General features: G+C 72.7%; 19 protein-coding genes. 14 read left to right on the top strand and 5 right to left on the bottom strand.

The window, feature by feature from the left end:
• The first annotated feature begins 206 nt into the window (after nt 1-206).
• From tilS to folE, 4 genes are all read left to right on the top strand, one after another.
• The gene (tilS, locus tag ACFY4B_RS39760) at nt 207-1,334 is read left to right on the top strand and encodes a tRNA lysidine(34) synthetase TilS (RefSeq protein ID WP_074006435.1); all 1,128 of its coding nucleotides are present in this window, start codon (nt 207-209) and stop codon (nt 1,332-1,334) included.
• 71 nt (nt 1,335-1,405) lie between these two features.
• Nucleotides 1,406-1,960, top strand: a complete 555-nt coding sequence (gene hpt / locus ACFY4B_RS39755; RefSeq protein ID WP_049654051.1) for a hypoxanthine phosphoribosyltransferase — start codon at nt 1,406-1,408, stop codon at nt 1,958-1,960.
• Nucleotides 1,961-2,189: 229 nt separating this feature from the next.
• Nucleotides 2,190-4,244 carry an ATP-dependent zinc metalloprotease FtsH gene (gene ftsH / locus ACFY4B_RS39750; protein WP_074006436.1) on the top strand — a complete coding sequence of 685 codons (2,055 nt, stop codon included), beginning with the start codon at nt 2,190-2,192 and terminating at the stop codon, nt 4,242-4,244.
• 106 nt (nt 4,245-4,350) lie between these two features.
• The gene (gene folE / locus ACFY4B_RS39745; protein ID WP_049654054.1) at nt 4,351-4,956 is read left to right on the top strand and encodes a GTP cyclohydrolase I FolE; all 606 of its coding nucleotides are present in this window, start codon (nt 4,351-4,353) and stop codon (nt 4,954-4,956) included.
• A gap of 20 nt (nt 4,957-4,976) precedes the next feature.
• Here folE and ACFY4B_RS39740 read toward each other — a convergent pair whose 3' ends face one another.
• On the bottom strand, nt 4,977-5,771 hold the full coding sequence (locus ACFY4B_RS39740; RefSeq protein ID WP_387976260.1) for a ferritin-like domain-containing protein: 795 nt from the start codon (nt 5,769-5,771) through the stop codon (nt 4,977-4,979).
• 113 nt (nt 5,772-5,884) lie between these two features.
• Nucleotides 5,885-7,039, bottom strand: a complete 1,155-nt coding sequence (locus ACFY4B_RS39735; RefSeq protein WP_063780220.1) for an esterase family protein — start codon at nt 7,037-7,039, stop codon at nt 5,885-5,887.
• Between the two features lie 377 nt (nt 7,040-7,416).
• Between ACFY4B_RS39735 and ACFY4B_RS39730 the strand changes: the two genes are divergently transcribed.
• From ACFY4B_RS39730 to ACFY4B_RS39700, 7 genes are all read left to right on the top strand, one after another.
• Nucleotides 7,417-9,258, top strand: coding sequence for a phosphatidylglycerol lysyltransferase domain-containing protein (locus ACFY4B_RS39730; RefSeq protein WP_380741892.1), 1,842 nt, complete (start codon nt 7,417-7,419; stop codon nt 9,256-9,258).
• 90 nt (nt 9,259-9,348) lie between these two features.
• A complete protein-coding gene (gene folP, locus ACFY4B_RS39725; protein ID WP_049654059.1) occupies nt 9,349-10,221 on the top strand; it encodes a dihydropteroate synthase in 873 nt (290 codons plus the stop codon).
• A 28-nt stretch (nt 10,222-10,249) separates the two neighbouring features.
• Nucleotides 10,250-10,729 (top strand): nuclear transport factor 2 family protein, encoded by a 480-nt coding sequence (locus tag ACFY4B_RS39720; protein WP_049654066.1) that lies wholly within the window; start codon nt 10,250-10,252, stop codon nt 10,727-10,729.
• Nucleotides 10,730-10,975: 246 nt separating this feature from the next.
• A complete protein-coding gene (gene folB, locus ACFY4B_RS39715) occupies nt 10,976-11,335 on the top strand; it encodes a dihydroneopterin aldolase (protein WP_049654068.1) in 360 nt (119 codons plus the stop codon).
• 120 nt (nt 11,336-11,455) lie between these two features.
• Entirely contained in the window at nt 11,456-12,055 is a 600-nt protein-coding gene (folK, locus tag ACFY4B_RS39710; protein ID WP_049654060.1) for a 2-amino-4-hydroxy-6-hydroxymethyldihydropteridine diphosphokinase, read from the top strand.
• Nucleotides 12,056-12,233: 178 nt separating this feature from the next.
• Nucleotides 12,234-12,722, top strand: coding sequence for a DUF3180 domain-containing protein (locus ACFY4B_RS39705; RefSeq protein WP_049654061.1), 489 nt, complete (start codon nt 12,234-12,236; stop codon nt 12,720-12,722).
• A gap of 214 nt (nt 12,723-12,936) precedes the next feature.
• Nucleotides 12,937-14,037 carry a hypothetical protein gene (locus ACFY4B_RS39700; protein ID WP_387976256.1) on the top strand — a complete coding sequence of 367 codons (1,101 nt, stop codon included), beginning with the start codon at nt 12,937-12,939 and terminating at the stop codon, nt 14,035-14,037.
• An 88-nt stretch (nt 14,038-14,125) separates the two neighbouring features.
• On the opposite strand, the gene ACFY4B_RS39695 is transcribed toward ACFY4B_RS39700, so the two are convergent.
• The gene (locus ACFY4B_RS39695; protein WP_117489042.1) at nt 14,126-14,701 is read right to left on the bottom strand and encodes a TerD family protein; all 576 of its coding nucleotides are present in this window, start codon (nt 14,699-14,701) and stop codon (nt 14,126-14,128) included.
• A 134-nt stretch (nt 14,702-14,835) separates the two neighbouring features.
• Nucleotides 14,836-15,333: a hypothetical protein gene (locus tag ACFY4B_RS39690; RefSeq protein ID WP_369808326.1), complete on the bottom strand. Its 498-nt coding sequence runs from the start codon at nt 15,331-15,333 to the stop codon at nt 14,836-14,838.
• 98 nt (nt 15,334-15,431) lie between these two features.
• Here ACFY4B_RS39690 and arfB point away from each other — a divergent pair, with 98 nt between their 5' ends.
• A complete protein-coding gene (arfB, locus tag ACFY4B_RS39685; protein ID WP_117489044.1) occupies nt 15,432-15,866 on the top strand; it encodes an alternative ribosome rescue aminoacyl-tRNA hydrolase ArfB in 435 nt (144 codons plus the stop codon).
• Nucleotides 15,867-15,877: 11 nt separating this feature from the next.
• On the opposite strand, the gene ACFY4B_RS39680 is transcribed toward arfB, so the two are convergent.
• Nucleotides 15,878-16,414 (bottom strand): flavin reductase family protein, encoded by a 537-nt coding sequence (locus tag ACFY4B_RS39680; protein WP_369808329.1) that lies wholly within the window; start codon nt 16,412-16,414, stop codon nt 15,878-15,880.
• Nucleotides 16,415-16,776: 362 nt separating this feature from the next.
• On the opposite strand from ACFY4B_RS39680, the gene ACFY4B_RS39675 reads away from it, so the two are divergent.
• Together ACFY4B_RS39675 and ACFY4B_RS39670 are read left to right on the top strand one after the other, a co-directional pair.
• Entirely contained in the window at nt 16,777-18,564 is a 1,788-nt protein-coding gene (locus ACFY4B_RS39675) for a diguanylate cyclase domain-containing protein (protein ID WP_387976252.1), read from the top strand.
• Between the two features lie 157 nt (nt 18,565-18,721).
• On the top strand, nt 18,722-19,735 hold the full coding sequence (locus ACFY4B_RS39670) for a hypothetical protein (RefSeq protein ID WP_387976249.1): 1,014 nt from the start codon (nt 18,722-18,724) through the stop codon (nt 19,733-19,735).
• Nucleotides 19,736-19,854: the final 119 nt, after the last annotated feature.

The raw sequence follows: 19,854 nt of genomic DNA, 5'->3' as shown, positions 1-19,854 counted from the left end.
CAATCAGGCCGACGACGAGTGAAGAAGCGTTTCTTCATTCACCCGAACGTGGGACGGTCGACCTGCCGGGGGCGCGGGTGGCGTAGTGGGTGGCCACTATCTGCCACCATCTGTGAGCGCCCGGTAACCGGGTGCTCATGCGGGTGCGCGGTCCCCGCCGCGTCCGCCGCACGTCCTGTCCCCCCTCCGTCGAGGAGTCGTCCGCCGTGGGTCCTCACCCCGCCGTCGCCGCGATACGCCTGGCCGTTCGCCGTACGCTCACCGACCTCGCCGCCGAGGCCGGTTCCACCTTCACCGCGCCCGTGCGCCGACCGCGGGAGCGCCCGGCCGGGGCGCCGCTGGTGGGTGCCGCGGTCGGCACCACCCTGATCGGCAACGCCGCGCGCCACCCCTCCGGGCTGCCCCGGACCCCGGCCGCGCCCGGCTCGCCGCTGGTCCTGGTCGCGGTCAGCGGCGGCGCCGACTCGATGGCGCTGGCCATCGCCGCCGCCTTCGAAGCCCCCAAGATCGGCCTGCGGGTCGGCGCCGTCACCGTCGACCACGGCCTCCAGGCGGGATCCGCCGAGCGCGCCGCCCAGGTGGCCGACCGGCTGCGCAGCCTCGGCCTCGACCCGGTGGAGGCGGTCCCGGTCCGGGTCGGCCGCGCCGGGGGCCCGGAGGCCGCCGCCCGGGACGCCCGCTACGCCGCCCTGGACGCGGCCGCCGACCGCCACGGCGCGATCGCGGTGCTGCTCGGCCACACCCGGGACGACCAGGCCGAGACCGTGCTGCTGGGCCTGGCCCGCGGCTCCGGCTCCCGCTCGCTGGCCGGGATGCCCGCCCAGAAGGGCCGCTACCGCCGCCCGCTGCTGGAGCTGGACCGGGCGGCCACCCGGCAGGCCTGCGCCGCCCAGTCGATCCCGGTCTGGGACGACCCGCACAACTGTGATCCCGCCTACACCCGCTCCCGGGTCCGCCACGAGGTGCTGCCGGTCCTGGAGAAGCACCTGGGCGGCGGGGTGGTCGAGGCGCTGGCCCGCACCGCCCGGCTGTTCCGCGACGACGCCGACGCCCTCGACCAGTGGGCCGCACTGGCCGAACGCGACCTCCGTACGGGCGACGGCGCCCTGGACGCCGTGAAGCTGGCCGAACTGCCGCCCGCGGTGCGCCGCCGGGTGCTGCGCCGGGCCGCGCTGCGGGCGGGCTGTCCGGCCGGGGACCTGTTCGCCCGGCACCTGGAGACGATCGACCTGCTGGTCACCGGATGGCGCGGACAGGGCCCGCTGCACCTACCCGGGGGCGTCGAGGCCACCCGCAGGTGTGGCACGCTGGTCTTTCGGCGGCAGGGCGACTGACGGGCGAGGCATGCCCAGGGGGAGCCGACCGCCGGCCACACAGACCCCGAACGTTTGAGGACGTATCCCCGGTGGACCAGAACGACATGGGCGCTGACCTCGCGAAGGTGCTCATCAGCAAGGACGAGATCGACGCCAAGCTCCTGGAGCTGGCCGAGCGAATCGACCGGGACTACGCAGGCAAGGACCTGCTGATCGTCGGCGTCCTCAAGGGGGCTGTGATGGTCATGGCCGACCTGGCCCGGACCCTGCACTCGCAGGTCACCATGGACTGGATGGCCGTCTCCTCGTACGGGATGGGCACCAAGTCCTCCGGTGTGGTGCGGATCCTGAAGGACCTGGACACCGACATCGCCGGCCGTGACGTCCTGATCGTCGAGGACATCATCGACTCCGGTCTGACGCTGTCCTGGCTGCTCGGCAACCTGGGCTCGCGCGGTCCGGCCTCGCTGGAGGTCTGCGCGCTGCTCCGCAAGCCGGACGCCGCCAAGGTCGAGATCGACGTCAAGTACGTCGGCTTCGACATCCCCAACGAGTTCGTGGTCGGCTACGGCCTGGACTACGCGGAGAAGCTGCGCAACCTCCCCTTCATCGGGACCCTCGCCCCGCACGTCTACGGCGGCTGACGGCCCCGTTCGGGTTACGGGCGGGAACAGTAGGCCGTTCCCGCCCGTTGGACCCCCGGGGACAAAGAACCACAGCCGTCTCGCCGTGCTCCCGCCATGGGTGGGTCCGACTGCGGTACGGTCCAATAAACCGCTCTTCACATGAGCACCAATCGGATTGCGCCGCGGCCCAACAGCCCCCCGGCGCCGTTGAGTGGCAGGAGGGACGGGGCGGCAACGCCCCGCATGGATGGACGTCAAGCGATACTTCCGTGCGCCGATCATGTGGATCGTGCTGGCCGTCCTCGCCGTCATCGTGCTGATGCAGGTCGTTTCGGACTCCAACGGCTACAAGACGGTGGACACCGGTCAGGTCGTCGCGGCGATCGACGCGCACAACGTCAAGTCGGCGCAGATCACCACCGGTGACTCGAACACGATCAAGATCCAGCTCAAGGACGGCGCCACGCTGCCCAGTGCCGGAACGGGCAAGACCCCGTCCGGTACCAAGTTCCAGGCCTCTTACATCGGCGACCAGGGTGTCGCCATCGCCGACAAGCTCCAGGCCCAGGTCAACGACAAGGACGCGAGCACGCTCGCCGAGGGCTACACGATCAGCCCGGAGAAGCAGAGCACCTTCGTCAGCCTGCTGCTGTCGATGCTCCCGATCGTGATCATCGTCCTGGTCTTCCTGTTCCTGATGAACCAGATGCAGGGCGGCGGCTCCAGGGTCATGCAGTTCGGCAAGTCCAAGGCCAAGCTGCTCACCAAGGACACCCCGAAGACCACCTTCGCCGACGTCGCCGGCGCGGACGAGGCGGTCGAGGAGCTCCACGAGATCAAGGAGTTCCTCCAGGAGCCGGCCAAGTTCCAGGCCGTCGGCGCCAAGATCCCCAAGGGCGTGCTGCTCTACGGCCCGCCCGGCACCGGCAAGACCCTGCTGGCCCGCGCCGTCGCGGGCGAGGCCGGGGTGCCCTTCTACTCCATCTCCGGCTCGGACTTCGTCGAGATGTTCGTCGGTGTCGGCGCCAGCCGCGTCCGCGACCTCTTCGAGCAGGCCAAGGCGAACGCCCCGGCGATCGTCTTCGTCGACGAGATCGACGCCGTCGGCCGGCACCGCGGCGCGGGCCTCGGCGGCGGCCACGACGAGCGCGAGCAGACCCTCAACCAGCTGCTGGTCGAGATGGACGGCTTCGACGTCAAGGGCGGCGTGATCCTGATCGCCGCGACCAACCGCCCCGACATCCTGGACCCGGCGCTGCTGCGCCCGGGCCGCTTCGACCGCCAGATCGCGGTCGAGCGCCCCGACCTCCAGGGCCGGCTGGACATCCTCAAGGTGCACCAGAAGGGCAAGCCGATCGCGCCCGACGTCGACCTGTCGGCCGTCGCCAAGCGCACCCCCGGCTTCACCGGTGCCGACCTGTCGAACGTCCTCAACGAGGCGGCGCTGCTGACCGCCCGCTCGGACAAGAAGCTGATCGACAACGGCATCCTGGACGAGGCGATCGACCGCGTCGTGGCCGGTCCGCAGAAGCGCACGCGGATCATGTCCGACCGGGAGAAGAAGATCACCGCGTACCACGAGGGCGGCCACGCCCTGGTCGCGGCGGCCTGCCAGTACAGCGACCCGGTGCACAAGATCACCATCCTGTCCCGCGGCCGGGCCCTCGGCTACACCATGGTGCTGCCGGACGAGGACAAGTACTCCACCACCCGCAACGAGATGCTCGACCAGCTCGCCTACATGATGGGCGGGCGCGCGGCGGAGGAGCTGGTCTTCCACGACCCGACCACCGGTGCCTCGAACGACATCGAGAAGGCCACCGCGACGGCCCGGGCCATGGTCACCCAGTACGGCATGACCGAGCGCCTCGGCGCGATCAAGTTCGGCTCGGACAACTCGGAGCCGTTCCTCGGCCGCGAGATGGGCCACCAGCGCGACTACTCGGAAGAGGTCGCCGGGCTGGTCGACGAAGAGGTCAAGAAGCTCATCGACACGGCGCACAACGAGGCCTGGGAGATCCTGGTCGAGAACCGCGACGTGCTCGACAACCTGGTCCTGGAGCTCCTGGAGAAGGAGACCCTGAACAAGGAGCAGATCGCCGAGGTCTTCGCCCCGATCGTCAAGCGCCCGACCCGGCCGGCCTGGACGGGCTCCGCCCGTCGCACGCCGTCCACCCGGCCTCCGGTGCAGTCCCCGAAGGAGCTGGCGCTCACCAACGGCGCCGCCTCCGGCGAGGCCGCTCCGGTGGACGTCGTGAAGCTCCCGCCGCTGCCGGCCACCGAGCCGCCGACCGAGGGCTGACCCCCGCTCCGTAGGGAATGGATGCCGCGTCACCAGGGTTTGTACCCTGGAGGCGCGGCATCCGTGCTGTTCAGCCAGAGTCTTCCGATACATAAGCGAGGCCCGCATGATCGACCCGGTGACCTTCGACGGTCCGCCCGCCGTCGGTACCTTCGACCAGAAGCGGGCCGAGAACGCCATCCGCGAGCTGCTCCTCGCCGTCGGGGAGGACCCGGACCGCGAGGGCCTGCTGGAGACCCCGGCCCGGGTGGCGCGCGCCTACAAGGAGATATTCGCGGGCCTCTGGCAGGAGCCCGAGGACGTCCTCACCACCACCTTCGACCTCGGCCACGACGAGATGGTGCTGGTCAAGGACATCGAGCTGACCTCGGTCTGCGAGCACCACCTGGTGCCGTTCCGCGGCGTGGCCCACGTCGGGTACATCCCGTCCACCAGCGGCAAGATCACCGGGCTGTCCAAGCTCGCCCGGCTGGTCGACGTCTACGCCCGCCGGCCGCAGGTGCAGGAGCGGCTGACCAGCCAGGTCGCCGACGCGCTGATGCGGATCCTGGAGCCGCGCGGGGCGATCGTCGTGGTCGAGTGCGAGCACATGTGCATGTCGATGCGCGGCATCCGCAAGCCCGGCGCCAAGACCATCACCTCCTGCGTGCGCGGCCAGCTGCGCGACCCGGCCACCCGGGCCGAGGCGATGAGCCTCATCATCGGCCGGTAGGGCGCCGGCCGGGCCGCGGTTCAGGAACCGGGCACCTCGTGCTCCGCGTGCGGCGGAGCCGGGGTGCCCAGCGCGTTGCGGTGCTCGGGCATCCGCAGCGTGACCATCCGGCGCCAGCCGTAGGCGCGGTCGTACAGGTGGAGCGCGCGCACCCCGAGGGTGATCAGGGCGAGCTGCCAGCGCGGCCAGCACAGGATCCGGGCCATCCGGGCGGTGACGGCGAGGCCGACGTCCCGGTAGGTGCGGACCTCGCCCCGGGCGCTGGTCTCCAGGGCGTGCCGGACGTACGGGCCGTGGCCCTCGGAGATCAGCCGCAGCAGCTCCTCGTGGCAGTAGGCGAGGTGGTCGTCCTCGTCGGCGGAGATCACCCGCATCGCCCGGCCGAGGGCCGGGTTGTCCGCGTACGCCCTGACCAGCTGCCGCATCTGCTCGGCGGCGCGCTGCTCGGTGACCCGGCTGTGCGCGAGGTAGGTGATGAGCTCGCGGTCGGTCAGCGGGACGTCGGTGTTCAGCCGTTCGTGCGAGAGGCCGATGCCCTGGCGCTCCAGCAGCATGCAGTAGTCGGTCTCGTCGGGCACGGGCACCTTGGGCAGGCCGCGCCGGTTCAGCAGCTGGGCGAAGATCCGGCCGTGCTTGCGCTCGTCGGCACCGTGCCGGGCGACCTTCGGGGCGAGGACCGGGTCCCGGGTGAGGGCGGCGATCCGCTCGTTCTCCCAGCCGCCCTGGTCCTCGCCGCCGGCTGCGATGCTGCAGAACAGCTGGTACGCCTGGTCGTTGCGGTAGATCTCGTCGAAGAGCGAGCGGGTGCTCAGCACAGTGCCTCCTGCGCGGGTCCGGGGGCGCCCGGCAGGGGCCGACGGGCGGTCGCGATACGTTCCCCCGGGCCGCCGGCCGGGCGGGCCGACCGGCGGGTAGTCACCCACGTGCGCTAGCCGAGGTGCGAGCCCAGCCATTCGAGGGTGGCCGGCAGCTCCCTGGTCCAGCTGTCGAAGTTGTGCCCGCCGTCGTCCAGGTAGAGCGAGTCGATCTTGAACTGGGGGTTGGCCGCCGCGGTCCTGGTGGCGAGGTCGACGAACTGGACGGTCTGCGGGTAGTCCCCCTCCGCGCGGGTGGAGACCGCCAGCACGTTGAGCGCCGGGACCGGCAGGTTCTGCAGCCGCCAGCCGAGGTCGTGCTGCTGGGCCAGCGCCTTGTCGCCGTTGAAGAGGTCGCCGCCGGTGTAGTTGTCCTGGCGCACGGTGAAGTCGCCGTGCAGGCTCGCCGCGCTGCCGTAGACGTTCGGGAAGCGCATCGCCAGGCGCAGCGCGCAGCTGCCGCCGGTGGAGTAGCCGAGGGTGCCCCAGGAGCCGGCCGTGCGGCCGACCCGGTAGGCGCTGAGGATGGCCTCGGGGACGTCCTTGACGAACCAGGTCTCGGTGCGCGGCCCGCCGGGGACGTCCACGCATTCGGTGTCCCGGGACGGGACGACCGCCGGGCGGGCCATCACCAGGACGGTCGGCGGCATCTTGCCGGAGCGCTGCAGCTCGATCGCGGTCTGGGCGAGGGGCAGCTCGTGCAGCAGGTTCAGGGTGGTGCCCGGGTAGCCGGCGATGGCCAGCAGGACGGGGAAGCGGACCAGGGTGAGCTTCGGGTCGAAGTACGCGGGCGGCAGGTAGACGAACATCTGGTCGGAGAAGCCCGTCTCCTTGCCGCTCACCCGGACCGACTCGATCCTGCCGACCTCCTCGGGAGGGCCCTTCGGCAGGTTGGTGATGGTCTCCAGGCCGCCCTCGGTGGTGGGCTGGACCAGCGCGTCGGGGACCGGGGTGCCGCCCCTGTGGTTCTCGTTGCCGGCCAGCGCGAGCTTGGCGCCGCCGGGGCTGAGCAGGTCGTCCCAGGAGGTGTAGAACCCGAAGGAGTTGTTCACCGACAGCGCGAGCACGGCCAGGACCGAGGCTTGAACGACCGTCAGTAACCCGATCCGGCCGAGCACCGGCAGCGGACGTTGCGGCGCCAGCCGCGGCCAGAGCCACAGGGTCGTGACGACCGCCGCGGCGCCGAGTGCGAGAAGCGAGTTCACCAGCGCGTCGCTGGTCAGTTCCATGCCGTCGGCCTTCCGGTGGGACACTGTCGGTGCAGGCTTCATCGTCTGGCGGTCCGTCAGGCCGGGCCACCGTGGCTAGGCTGTCCGGATGCCCGGGCGGGCTGGTAGGGCGGGGAGAGCCGGAGGCAACCGGCGCCCTAGAATGCGGCGTCCACCGTACGTAACGCGTCCCGGAGGGTCCCGTCGCGCCACGCTGCGGCGGGCCCCCGGCTCCCACCGCCGGCTCAACCCGCAGCGCGACCACGGCCCCGGTTTACCGACCGTTTCCGGGTCCTTGGTATGCGCATTGCCTGATGAAGGAATAGGCATGAAGGTCCATCACGCGTCCTCCCCCGGAGTGACCGGACACCGCACCGCAGCCTCTACGCTGAGCTTCCATGAGCGTTCCCGTGTCCGTTGAGCCGAGCCCCGAGCAGCCGCCGCGCCGTCGCCGCGGCCTGCAGACGCTGCGCAACCAGGCGTCCGCCGTCCCGAGGGCCTGGCTCCCCGGAGCGGTCGGCTACGCCTGTCTGCTGATCGGGCTCGTGGACATCGCCAGCGCGGTGTTCCCCAGGCTCCGGCACACGAAGGTGCACACCTTCGCGGGGCAGCTGCCGGGCGGCACCACCAGCCTGGCGGCGGTCGGCGCGCTGATGGTCGGCATCCTGCTGGTGCCGCTGGCGCACGCGCTGCGCCGGCGCAAGCGGCGGGCCTGGCGGGCGGTCTGCGTGCTGCTGCCGGTCAGCGCCGGGCTGCACATCGTGCGCTGGCACCAGATCGGCCCGGCGGTCGTCTCGCTGGTGGTCCTCGCCGTGATGCTGGTCCACCAGCGCGAGTTCTACGCCAAGGCCGACCCGCGCACCCGCTGGCGGGCGGTGGTCAACCTGGTCGTCATGGGCGTCCTCAGCGTGCTGCTCGGCCTGCTGATCGTGAGCACCCGGACCAAGTACGAGATCGGCCACCCGGGCCTGACCGAGCGCCTGCAGCACGTCGGGTACGGACTGTTCGGCTTCGAGGGCCCGATCCGGTACAACAACGTCCGGATGTCCGACCTGGTCGCCTACCTGCTCGGCGGGCTCGGCCTGCTGACCGCCTTCACCACCGCGTACCTGGCGCTGCGCCCGGGCAAGCCGAAGCCCGAGCTGACCGCGGAGGACGAGGAGAAGGTCCGCGAGCTGCTCAAGCGGCACGGCGAGCGCGACTCGCTCGGCTACTTCGCGCTGCGCCGCGACAAGAGCGTGCTGTTCTCGCCCACCGGCAAGGCCGCGATCTCCTACCGGGTGGTCTCCGGCGTGATGCTGGCCTCCGGCGACCCGGTCGGCGACGTCGAGGCCTGGCCGGGCGCGATCAAGGTGTTCATGGCCGAGGCCCGCGAGCACGCCTGGGTGCCGGCCGTGATGGGGTGCAGCGAGGTCGGCGGCGAGGTCTGGACCCGCGAGGCGGGCCTGGACGCGCTGGAGCTGGGCGACGAGGCGATCGTGGACACCGCGTCCTTCTCGCTCTCCGGCCGGGCCATGCGCAACGTGCGCCAGATGGTCAAGCGGATCGAGCGCAACGGCTACTCCTGCCAGGTGCGCCGGGTCTCCGAGCTCACCGTGGAGGAGAAGTACCGGATCGCCGACGCCGCCGCCCGCTGGCGCGGCACCGACACCGAGCGCGGCTTCTCGATGGCCCTCGGCCGCTTCGGCGACCCGCTGGACGACGACTGCGTGGTGGTCACCGCCCACAAGGCCCCGGAGGAGGGCGAGGAGGGCGACGACCTGAAGGCCGTGCTGCACTTCGTGCCCTGGGGGCCGGACGGCATCTCGCTGGAGCTGATGCGCCGCGACCGCGCCGCCGACCCGGGCCTGAACGAGCTGCTGATCGTCGCCGCGCTGCAGGCGGTGCCCGCGATGGGCGTGCGCCGGGTGTCGCTCAACTTCGCGATGTTCCGCTCGGCGCTGGCCCGCGGCGAGCGGATCGGCGCCGGCCCGGTGCTGCGCGCCTGGCGGGGGCTGCTGGTGTTCCTGTCGCGCTGGTTCCAGATCGAGTCGCTGTACAAGTTCAACGCCAAGTTCCAGCCCGAGTGGGAGCCGCGCTTCCTGGTCTTCCCGAGCACCCGGGACCTGCCGCGGATCGGCTTCGCCGCGATGCAGGCGGAGGCCTTCATCACGCTCGGGATGCCGCGTTTCGGCCGTCGGCGCCAGCGCGAGGGGCTGATGCCGGTCCCGTCGACCCGTGAGGTCACCGAGGCCGCCTGAGGCCCGTCGCGGGCCTTCGGGGCCGCGACGGCACGGAACGGGGCCCCCGCCGAGAATCCTCGGCGGGGGCCCCGTTCGATAATGGGAAGCATGAACGATTCGCCCTCCTTCTCCCTGCCGGCCGGTCTGCCGCGACTGGAGCGCTGCGCCGTGATGGGCGTGGTCAACGTCACGCCCGACTCCTTCTCGGACGGCGGGATGTGGCACGACCCCGCCAAGGCGATCGCGCACGGCCTCGCGCTGCGGGCCCGCGGCGCCGACCTGGTGGACGTCGGCGGCGAGTCCACCCGGCCGGGCTCGCAGCGGGTCCCCGAGGAGGAGGAGCTGCGCCGGGTGATCCCGGTGGTGCGCGAGCTCGCCGACGCCGGGGTGGTGGTCTCGGTGGACACCATGCGCGCCTCGGTCGCCGAGCGGGCCGTCGAGGCCGGCGCCGCGATCGTCAACGACGTCTCCGGGGGGCTCGCCGACCCGGCGATGGCCCGGGTGGTCGCCGAGACCGGCGCGCCCTTCGTGGTGATGCACTGGCGCGGGCAGTCCGCCGACATGGACCGGATGGCCGTCTACGACGACGTCGTGCGGGACGTGGTCGCCGAGCTGACCGACCGGGTGGACGCGCTGCTGGCGGCCGGGGTCAAGGAGGACCAGCTGATCCTCGACCCGGGGCTCGGCTTCGCCAAGACCTCCGAGCACAACTGGGCGCTGCTCGGCCGGCTGGACGCGCTCACCGCGCTCGGCCGTCCCGTGCTCGTGGCGGCTTCGCGCAAGCGGTTCCTGGGTACGCTGCTCGCCGACCCGGCAACCGGGGAACTGCGCCCGGCCCGGGAGCGCGACGACGCGACGGCCGCGGTGTCGGTGCTGTCCGCACGGGCGGGAGCCTGGGCGGTGCGGGTGCACGACGTGTCCGGCACGGCGGATGCCGTCCGGGTGGTCGCGGCCTGGCAGCACGCGGCGCGGTTGGGGTGAGGGAGGGTCTGTGACAGGTGACGGCAGGTTGAGCGGCGGTACGGCCGGGCGGGCCCGCGAGGCGGACCTGGAGGCCGTTCTGGCGGCGAACCAGGGGCTCTACGAGGCGCTGGAACGGGGGGACCTGGAAGCGGTCGAGGACGCCTGGCTGGGCGCCGCGGACGCCGACGACAAGGGTGGCGTGGTGTGCGTGCACCCGGGCTGGCCGGTGCTCCGCGGCCGGGCCCAGGTGACCCGTTCGTACATGCTGATCATGATGAACACGGAGTACATCCAGTTCTTCCTGACCGATGTCGAGGCCGAGGTGCACGGTGATGTGGCCCTTGTCACGTGCACCGAGAACATCCTGTCCGGCGGAGAGTCGGAGGAGGAGGGGGAACTCGGGCCGCTGGTCGGCGGAAAGGTCGTGTCGACGAATCTGTTCCGTCGTACCCCGGCCGGGTGGAAGCTCTGGTCGCATCACGGTTCACCCGTTCTGACCAGCGGGGACGACGACGAGGAGAGCTGATTCCGGCACTTGCGGAAATGCGGTGCCGGGAAGTCGCCGGGAATTTCCGAGTGGTCACCGAACGTTCACGTCAATCGCCATATCGGTGCGCGTGGCGTCGGTTCGTGCCGGGTAGGACGGTCAGGCGTTGTCCGTGCTCGCGGGTAGATTCGAAACGGAGTGGCGGGCGTGCCGCCCGCCTTCGCCCTGCCCGTCCATGCCTTTCTCCGGGCGGGGCCCGTCCGACTGGGAGCAGTGATTCGTTTGCTGGACCGCGTCACCCTGCGGGGGCTGCGAGCCCGGGGCCACCACGGCGTCTTCGAGCGCGAGCGCGTCGAGGGGCAGACCTTCGTGGTCGACCTCGTGCTCCACCTGGACACCCGCCCCGCCGCGGCCGGAGACGACCTCACCCGCACCGCGCACTACGGGCTGGTGGCGGAGGAGGTCACCGCGATCATCGCCGGGGAGCCGGTCGACCTGATCGAGACGCTGGCCCAGCGGATCGCCGACCAGTGCCTCAAGCACGAAGCGGTCGAGGAGGTCGAGGTCACCGTGCACAAGCCGGACGCCCCGATCACCGTGCCGTTCGACGACGTGACCGTGACCATCCACCGGGGCCGCGCATGACCCCCACCGCGCGCCCGGTATCCGATGTAGAGGACGTTTTCCGATGAGCGAGCGAAGCGAGCGGATGATCAAGAGGTGCGCATGGGTGAGTGCCCCTGCTGAGCGAAGCGAGGCGGGCGCATGAGCACCAGTGACCCGACCGCCACGCCGAACGCGTTCGACCTGGAGAGCCGGGTGGACTCCGCCGACACCACGCTGCACAGCCAGCGCTGCGCGGTGATCGCGCTCGGCAGCAACCTGGGCAACCGGCTGGACACCCTCCAGGGGGCCGTCGACGCGCTCGCCGACACCCCGGGGCTGAAGATCAAGGCCGTCTCCGCGGTGTACGAGACCGAGGCCGTCGGCGGGCCCGAGGAGCAGCCGAACTACTACAACGCGGTCGTGGTGCTGCGCACCTCGCTGCCCCCGCGGGACCTGCTGGAGCGCGGCAACGCCATCGAGGACGCCTTCGGGCGGGTGCGGACCGTCCACTGGGGCCCGCGCACCCTGGACGTCGACATCCTGGCCTACGAGGGCGTGCTGAGCGACGACCCGCAGCTGCTGCTGCCGCACCCGCGCTCGCACGAGCGCGCCTTCGTGCTCGCCCCCTGGCTGGACGCCCAGCCGGAGGCCGAGGTGCCCGGGCACGGGCGGGTGGACGCGCTGCTGACCGCGCTGGGCGGTCCGGACGCGCAGGGCGTGAAGCGCCGCGAGGACATCGGGCTGACGCTGCCCGAGTAGGTCCGGAGGCCGGTGACCGGGGCCGTTGCCCGGGGAACTCGGCCGGGGGCCCGGCCGTACGAGTAGGTGTCCGCCGTTCACGCGGGTGCCCGCCCGGCCGGGCCCGGTACGGTGGCCTGGCGTCGCCGCGCCACCGGGCGGGCGGCCGGTTCGGGTACCCGGGAAGGACCTCCTCCGAGTGAAGCTGCTTCGCCTCCGCCTCCTGATCGGCATCACCGCCGCCACGACGGCGCTGTCCTGGGCCGGCTCCAAGCTGTGGGCCTCCGTGGACACGCTGCCTGCGGTGCCGGCCGCGGCGCCGGTGGTGCTGGCGGCGGTCGCGGTGGTCCTGCTGGCGACCGCGCTGTCGCTGCGGGCCCGGCTGAAGGCGGTGCGCGAGCGGCAGCCCGGGGCGAAGGGGGTCGACCCGCTGCTGGCGGCCCGGGCGGTGGTGCTGGGGCAGGCCAGCGCGCTGGTCTCCTCGGTGGTCACCGGGATCTACGCGGGGGCCGGGATCTACCTGCTGGGCGAGCTGGACGTGTCGGCCCGCAAGGACCAGGCCGTGACGGCCGGGCTCGCGGTGCTGGCGGGGGCCGCAGTGATCGCGGCGGCGCTCTGGATCCAGCACGTGTGCAAGCTGCCGGAGAACCACGACGACCCGGGTGGTCCGGCGGCGTCGCACCGCTGAGACGCGGCCGGGGCAGCGCCGGGGCGCCGCCCGGGCGTCACGGTGGCCTCGACGGCCCCGCCGGCACCGTCCGCCTCGTCGGCACCGCTGAGCAGGGCTTTCTTCGTGATCTTGCGTGAGAATCCGGGCACGTGCGGTAAAAACCGCACCCTGTCAAGGGCGGAAGGGGACCCTGGGCTGACAGGCCCCCAATTCGCACGCTAGTTTCTTGGACATGTCTCGCGGACGCCACCGTCATTCCTCCGTCCTCGGCCGGGTCTTTCCCCCCACCGCCGCCGGCGTGCTGCTGGTCGCCGCACTGGCCGCTCTGCTTTTCAGTCAGGACACCGTCCTGGTGCGCTCGGTGGGCGTCGCGGCGGTGATCGCGACGCTCGGCTTCGCGTTGCTGCTGCGCCAGCGGGACAAGGCGGCCCGGGCGGCCGCCGAGACGTCCGCGGCCCAGCGGCTGCGCGCCGAGGAGCGGTTCGAGGAGCAGCTGGCCGAGGCCGAGTACGCGGCGGAGGTCGCCGAGGAGCGGGCCACCCGGTTCGGGCGGCGGCTGACGGCGGAGAAGTCGCGGCTGGCGAAGGCCGAGACCGAGATCGCCCGGCTGCTGCGCGAGCGGGCCGTGGCGGTGGCCGAGCAGGCGCTCAAGGAGGCCGAGGCGGCCCAGCAGGCGCTCGCCGCGAGCCGTCCGAAGCACCCGGCCAGCCCGGCCGCCTACGTGCGGGCGGCGTCCGTGCTGCGGCTGCTGGAGCGCCGCGCGGCGGAGCAGGAGGCCCGGCGGGCGCGTACGGCGGGCGCGGAGGTGGCCCTGCGGAAGCCCGCGAAGGAGTCGCCGGTCGCCCCGGCCGCGTCGGTGGCCGTGCCGGCCCCGGTGGCGCCCTCGGTGCCGACCCCGGGGCGGGCTCCGGCGGCCCCGGCGCCGGTGCGGCCCGAGCCGGTGCGTCCGGCGCTGACCGCGACGGTCGGTCAGCTCGGCGGCGCGTCGGCCGGGCCGGCCGCGGCGCCCGCGCCGGTGGAGCGGCAGCGGCCGCGTCCGGCGCAGTCCGGTCCGGCCCGCGGACAGGGCTTCAGCTTCTTCGGCCGCGGTGCGGCTGCCCCGGCGCGCCCGGCGGCCCCGGCACCGGCGGTGGGCAGCGTCGCCGAACTGGGGGAGCGCGCCGACCTGGCGGACGTGGTGGGCGACGAGGCGGTGGCCGAGAAGGCCGTGGCCGAGGCCCGGGCGGCGGAGTCGGCCGAGCGGCCGGAGCAGGGCGGGCCGACCGTGGTGGACCTGACGCCGGAGGACGAGACCGAGCTGATCCAGCTGCCGGAGCTGCGCGCCTCGCGCTGAGGCCCGCCGGGCCCCGGAAACGGAGAAACCGCGGCGCGGGGAGTCGGACGGACCGACTTCCCGCGCCGCGGCGTTGTCCGCGGGTGCGTCAGAGCTGGACGCCGAAGTCCTGGGCGATGCCGGCCAGGCCGGAGGCGTAGCCCTGGCCGACGGCGCGGAACTTCCACTCCCCGTTGTTGCGGTAGAGCTCGCCGAAGATCATCGCGGTCTCGGTGGCGGCGTCCTCGGAGAGGTCGTAGCGGGCGATCTCGGCGCCGCCGGCCGCGTTCACCACGCGGATGTAGGCGTTGCGGACCTGGCCGAAGTTCTGGCCGCGGGCGGTGCCGTCGTAGATGGTGACCGGGAAGGTGATCTTGGCGGCCTCGACCGGCAGGCCGGCCAGGTTGATGTTGATCGACTCGTCGTCGCCCACGCCCTCGCCGGTGCGGTTGTCACCGGTGTGCACGACGGTGTTGTCCGGCGTGCTGGTGTTGTTGAAGAAGACGAAGTGGCCGTTGGACAGCACCTTGCCGTCCGCGTTCAGGACGATCGCGCTGGCGTCGAGGTCGAACTCGGCGCCGGTCGTGGTGCGGACGTCCCAACCCAGGCCGACGGTGACCGCGGACAGGCCGGGGGCCTCCTTGGTCAGCGAGACGTTGCCACCCTTGGAGAGGCTCACTGGCATGACGATTGCAGTCCCTTCGTTCGCTTCGTTCGCTATTTCCCGGGACAACGCAATACCGCGGTGGCTTGGTTCCGCAGGGGCCGTGAATTCTTCGTGGGCGCCCAACGGAGGGCAAAGACCGGGCAAAGGACGTGTCAGATGCGCCGGAACCGGCCCTGCAGCGTCCAGATGTTCGGGTTGTCGGCCAGGTCGGGGTGCATGTCGAAGAGGTCGGCCAGGGTGTCCTGGAGGAAGTCCCGGGCCTCGCGCCGCAGCTCGCCGTGGCGGACCACCACCGGCGGCTCGTCCGGCAGCCAGGTGGCGGTGACCTCGACCCAGTTGAAGCGGCGGGCGAAGCGCAGCAGCTCGGTGTTCTGGGTGAAGTCGAGGTCGGCGGTCTGCACCCGGGCGGCCCGGACGCCGTCCGGGTCGCGGTCCAGGAGTTCGGCGACGTCGCACAGCGCCCAGGCGAAGTCGAGCACGGGCACCCAGCCCCAGGCGGTGGACAGTTCCGAGCCCTCGCCGTCCAGGTAGACGTCGCCGCAGAACAGGTCGTACCGCAGGGCGTGCACGGACGCGGTGCGGTAGTCCGTCTGCGGGGGGTCGGGGAAGCGGTTGGAGAGGGAGTAGCCGAGCTCGATCACGTACGCCATTGTCGGGGCTCGGGGCGCCCGGGGGTAACCGGGTGCGGAAGCGGGGGGCGTACCGATATCCGGGTGACCGGGCGGGCCGGGCGCGGGATGATGGGCGCATGTCCGAGCCCATCCGCGTACGGGGGTCGGTGGTCGTCCCCGACGCCGAGCTCGTCTGGCGCTTCTCGCGTTCCTCCGGCCCCGGCGGCCAGCACGTCAACACCTCCGACTCCAAGGCCGAGTTGCGCTTCGACCTGGCCTCGACCAGGGCGCTGCCCGAGGTGTGGCGCGAGCGCGCGCTGGAGCGGCTGGCCGGCCGGCTGGTGGACGGCCGGGTGCTGGTGGTCCAGGCCTCGGAGTTCCGCTCGCAGTGGCGCAACCGGGAGGCGGCCGCGGCCCGGCTGTCGGCGCTGCTGACCGAGGCGTGCGCGCCGCCGCCGAAGGCCCGGCGGGCGACCAGGCCGAGCCGGGGGATGGTCCAGCGGCGGCTGGAGAACAAGAAGCACCGCTCCGAGCTGAAGCAGGGCCGCCGGGCGCCGCGGGGCGGCGAGTAGCCGGCGCGGCCTCAGCCGAGGGTGCGGTAGCCGCCGCGGAAGTAGAGCAGCGGGCGGCCGCCGGGGTCGGGCACCGTGGCCTCCAGGACGCGGCCGAGCAGCAGGGTGTGGTCGCCGGCGGGTATCCGCTGCTCGGTGCGGCACTCGACGGTGGCCAGCGCGCCGTCGACCAGCGGGGCGCCGGTGCGCGGGCCGCGGTGGTGCGGGGTGTCCGCGAACAGCAGCCGGTCGCTGAGCCGGCCCTTCATGGCGAACCGGGAGCCGAGCGTCTTCTGTCCCTCGGTCAGCACCGAGACCGCCCAGGTGTCCACCCGGGAGAGCACCTCGTCCATCCGGGAGTCCTCGCGGACCGAGATCAGCACCAGCGGCGGCTCCAGCGACACCGAGAGGAAGGACGTGGCGGTCATGCCGACGTCCTCGCCGTCCTCCGGGTCGTGAACGGTCACCAGGCTCACGCCGGCGGCGAGCTGGGAGAGGGCAGCCCGGAACTCGTCGGGCGTGGCGTGGGGGGCAGCTTCGGGCTGCGGCGACGGGTACACGTACCGCACGGTAGTCGTCACCCGGGAGGAACGGCATCGGGCCTTGGTCGTAGGACCGGCGGTCCGGCCGAAGGGTTACGCCCGGTGGCCGAACTCACCCTCAGGAGTGAAGCGACCGGACTGGCGGGCGCAGTCGGCTTCAGTCGGCGGCCAATGCGGTCGACCACCAGAAAAGTTCCGATGGCGCTGTATGTCCCACTACGGGACAGATGAACTGATTAAGGGCGCATTAGTCTCGTGTGATTTAAGTCACAAGTGATGGCCTATTGCTGACCGAGCGTGCCGAGCGCTGTGCTCCCTGTGATTCAGTTCTTCTGGCAATCGGACGATAACCAATCAAGAACTATCCGAAGCAGCCGGGGAGCCCCCGCATGGAAGCCGAGTCGGAGCCGTACGTCCGTCTCGCGACCCTCCGCACCTTGCACCGGGTCGTGGCGGACCTCAACGCTGCCCGCAGCCTCGCTGGCACGCTCCAGGCCGTGGTCGAGGGCGCGGTGCACGGGCTCGGCTTCGACGCCGCCGCGGTCAGCCTCGTCCGGCCCGACGGCGACCTCGTGGTGGCGGCCGTCTGGGAGCTGGAGGAGAGCCCGATGGGCGGCCCCTCCGTCCTGCTCGGCCAGGTCGGCTCCCGGGAGTCCTGGGACCGGCTGCTCGGCGTCAGCGACCACTGGGGCACCCTGCGCTTCCTGCCGTACGACCGCGGCTGGGCCGTCGCCAGCGACATCCCGCGCTGGATCGGGGACGGCCCGCTGCCGGTGTACGCCAACGACTGGCACCCCGCCGACGGGCTGCTCGCCCCGATGTACAGCGCCGGCGGCGACCTCCTCGGCGTCCTCTCGGTGGACCGCCCGCGCAGCGGCAAGCGGCCCGGCGCCTGGACCCGCGAGGCGCTGGAGATGTTCTCGCTGCAGGCCTCCATCGCGATCGGCAACGCCCGGCTGCGGGCCGAGATGCAGCGCGCGCTGGCCCGCCTGGAGAAGGAGCAGCAGGCGCTGCGGGCCAGCGAGGAGAGCTTCCGCCAGGCCTTCGAGTACGCGCCCAGCGGGATGGCGATCACCGAGCTGCACGGCGTCGGGCGCGGCCAGCTGACCAGGGTGAACGACGCGCTCTGCCGACTGCTCGGCCGGCCCCGGGCGGTGCTGCGCCAGCAGAGCTTCGCCGACCTCGTGCACCCCGAGGACCGGGCGCTGCTGGAGCGCACCAGCGCCGAGAGCGGCCGCGCGGAGCTGCGGCTGTCCCGGCGGGACGGCGGCTACCAGTGGGTCTGCCTGCGCAACTCGATCGTCGCGGACGCGGCCGAGGGCCCGAGCTTCCTGCTCACCCACGTCGAGGACATCGAGGACCGCAAGCGGCACGAGTTCCAGCTCGCCCACCGGGCCAGCCACGACGCCCTGACCGGGCTGCCGAACGGTGCCGAGCTCAAGGCCCGGCTGGCCCGCCGGCTCTGCGCCCAGCCGCAGCCGGTCGGCGCCACCGGCGGGCAGGTCGAGGTGGCCTACCCGCAGCCGTACGGCTACCCGGCCGACTCCTACAGCGCGCACGCGGCGCACGACGGGCCGGAGGGCGCGGACCGGTACGCCGGGCCGGCGCACGGCTACGGCCTGCCCGAGGGGCTGCCGAGCGGGCTCGGCCCGGGCTTCGGGGAGCACGTGCACGCGGTGGTCCCGGCCGAGTACGGGCCGGGCGGCGAGGCCTGGTCGGCGCCGTTCCGCTCGGGCGCGGCGGCGGCGGTGGACAAGGGGCTCGCGGTGCTCTTCTGCGACCTGGACGGCTTCAAGTCGATCAACGACCGGTTCGGCCACAACGCGGGCGACGCGGTGCTGGTCGAGGTCGCCCGGCGGCTGAGCCAGGCCGTCCGGGACGGCGACACGGTGGCCCGGCTCGGCGGCGACGAGTTCGTGGTGCTGGCGGACGGGATCGGCCGCGAGGAGGCCAAGGACCTCGCCCACCGGCTGCGGGGCGCGATCATCCCGCCGATGCGGATCGACGGACGGGCGATGCGGGTGGGGGTGAGCCTCGGCGTCGGCTGGGCCGGCTGCGGGATGAGCATCGAGGAGGTGCTGCAGACCGCGGACGAGCGGATGTACGACGAGAAGCGGGCCCGGGGCGGGGCGGTGCGCGGGGCGCGCGGCGAGCGCTCGCACCGGCGCGCGGGCTGAGCCGGCGGACGGCCCCCGCGGGCCCGGGCCGGCCCTGGTCGGTCCCGGTTACCCGTGAGTTGTCAAGGGTTCTTTTCCCGCCGTCACATACGGCAGGTAGGGTTCCCGGTACGACAGCGTCCATGATCTGCGCCGCCCGCAGCAGGCGGCGCACCGGATGGGGGAGCAGACCACCGTGACGACCGCCGGCAGCAACGGAGTGCCCGAGGGCCAGGGGGGCGGTGCCCCGCAGGACGACGACCCGTTCGGCTACCTCTACCGCCCGGCCGACGGTTCCACCGGGCAGCCGGCCGAGCCGCAGCAGGGGGTCCCGCGCACGCCGTACAGCCGCCCGATGGAGGTCGGGCGCGCCCAGTACGGCTACCCGCCGCGGGCACAGCAGCAACAGCAGCAGCCGTACGGCCAGCAGGGCATGCCGCCGCAGTACCCGGGCGGCCAGCCGCAGGCCCCGTACGGCCAGCCCGGCCCGCCGCAGCAGCCCGAGTACGGTGCGGCGTCCACCCAGCAGACCCGCTACGCCGAGCACTCCCGGCCGCAGCCGGGGGAGGAGCCGCGCAGCAGCGGCCGGAGCAAGGGCGCGGTGATCGGCGCGGTGGCCGTGGTCGCGGCGATAGCGATCGGGGCGGGCATAGCCCTCTCCACCGGGGACCCGGACGACAACAAGACCGGCAAGGGCGGCACCGCCACCACCGCCCCGCCGGCCCCCACCACCCCGGGGCCGACCGCCACGACCGCCAGCGGCTCCCCCTCGGCGAGCGCCACCCCGGTCTCCGGACCGACGACCGTGGACGCCGGCCAGCTCCAGGGGCAGAACGCGCCCTCCGGCAACACCGTCAAGGGCGCCAAGTCGGCCGACGGCAGCTACCTGACGCTCCAGCCGGGCGGCTCGGTGACCTGGACCGGCGAGATCGCCACCGCCGGGTCGTACAAGCTGACCGTGCACTACAACTACTCGGGCGCGGAGTTCAAGGGCTCGGCCGCGGTGAACGGCAAGGACTGGCCGAGCGGGGTGACGTACAGGATCTACGGGCCGCAGCCCAAGGACCAGACCTCCGCCTGGTACAGCACCTGGATACTGCCGCAGTTCCAGGCCGGGCCGAACACGGTGACCCTCACGGTGCCCTCCGGCGCGGTCCTGGTCGACCAGATCACCATCGAGCCGGGCGGCTGAGCCCGCCCCTCCTCCGGACACACCACGGCCGCCCGTCCCCGCGTGGGGGAGGGCGGCCGTCGGCGTCGCTCAGGCGGGCTCGACGGTGGAGAACCTCTCGCCGCCGACGATCCACCGGC

The organism is Kitasatospora sp. NPDC001261 (assembly GCF_042896795.1).
Lineage (GTDB): Bacteria > Actinomycetota > Actinomycetes > Streptomycetales > Streptomycetaceae > Kitasatospora.
This window is presented reverse-complemented; position numbering and strand designations above follow the sequence as displayed.

What these genes read in the sequence shown, in the direction of transcription:
- ftsH (WP_074006436.1), top strand. Translation starts at nt 2,190, where the DNA reads ATGGACGTCAAGCGATACTTCCGTGCGCCGATCATGTGGATCGTGCTG.
- folE (WP_049654054.1), top strand. Translation starts at nt 4,351, where the DNA reads ATGATCGACCCGGTGACCTTCGACGGTCCGCCCGCCGTCGGTACCTTC.
- ACFY4B_RS39735 (WP_063780220.1), bottom strand. Translation starts at nt 7,039, where the DNA reads ATGGAACTGACCAGCGACGCGCTGGTGAACTCGCTTCTCGCACTCGGC.
- ACFY4B_RS39730 (WP_380741892.1), top strand. Translation starts at nt 7,417, where the DNA reads ATGAGCGTTCCCGTGTCCGTTGAGCCGAGCCCCGAGCAGCCGCCGCGC.
- folP (WP_049654059.1), top strand. Translation starts at nt 9,349, where the DNA reads ATGAACGATTCGCCCTCCTTCTCCCTGCCGGCCGGTCTGCCGCGACTG.
- folK (WP_049654060.1), top strand. Translation starts at nt 11,456, where the DNA reads ATGAGCACCAGTGACCCGACCGCCACGCCGAACGCGTTCGACCTGGAG.
- ACFY4B_RS39700 (WP_387976256.1), top strand. Translation starts at nt 12,937, where the DNA reads ATGTCTCGCGGACGCCACCGTCATTCCTCCGTCCTCGGCCGGGTCTTT.
- ACFY4B_RS39695 (WP_117489042.1), bottom strand. Translation starts at nt 14,701, where the DNA reads ATGCCAGTGAGCCTCTCCAAGGGTGGCAACGTCTCGCTGACCAAGGAG.
- ACFY4B_RS39690 (WP_369808326.1), bottom strand. Translation starts at nt 15,333, where the DNA reads ATGGCGTACGTGATCGAGCTCGGCTACTCCCTCTCCAACCGCTTCCCC.
- arfB (WP_117489044.1), top strand. Translation starts at nt 15,432, where the DNA reads ATGTCCGAGCCCATCCGCGTACGGGGGTCGGTGGTCGTCCCCGACGCC.
- ACFY4B_RS39675 (WP_387976252.1), top strand. Translation starts at nt 16,777, where the DNA reads ATGGAAGCCGAGTCGGAGCCGTACGTCCGTCTCGCGACCCTCCGCACC.
- ACFY4B_RS39670 (WP_387976249.1), top strand. Translation starts at nt 18,722, where the DNA reads ATGGGGGAGCAGACCACCGTGACGACCGCCGGCAGCAACGGAGTGCCC.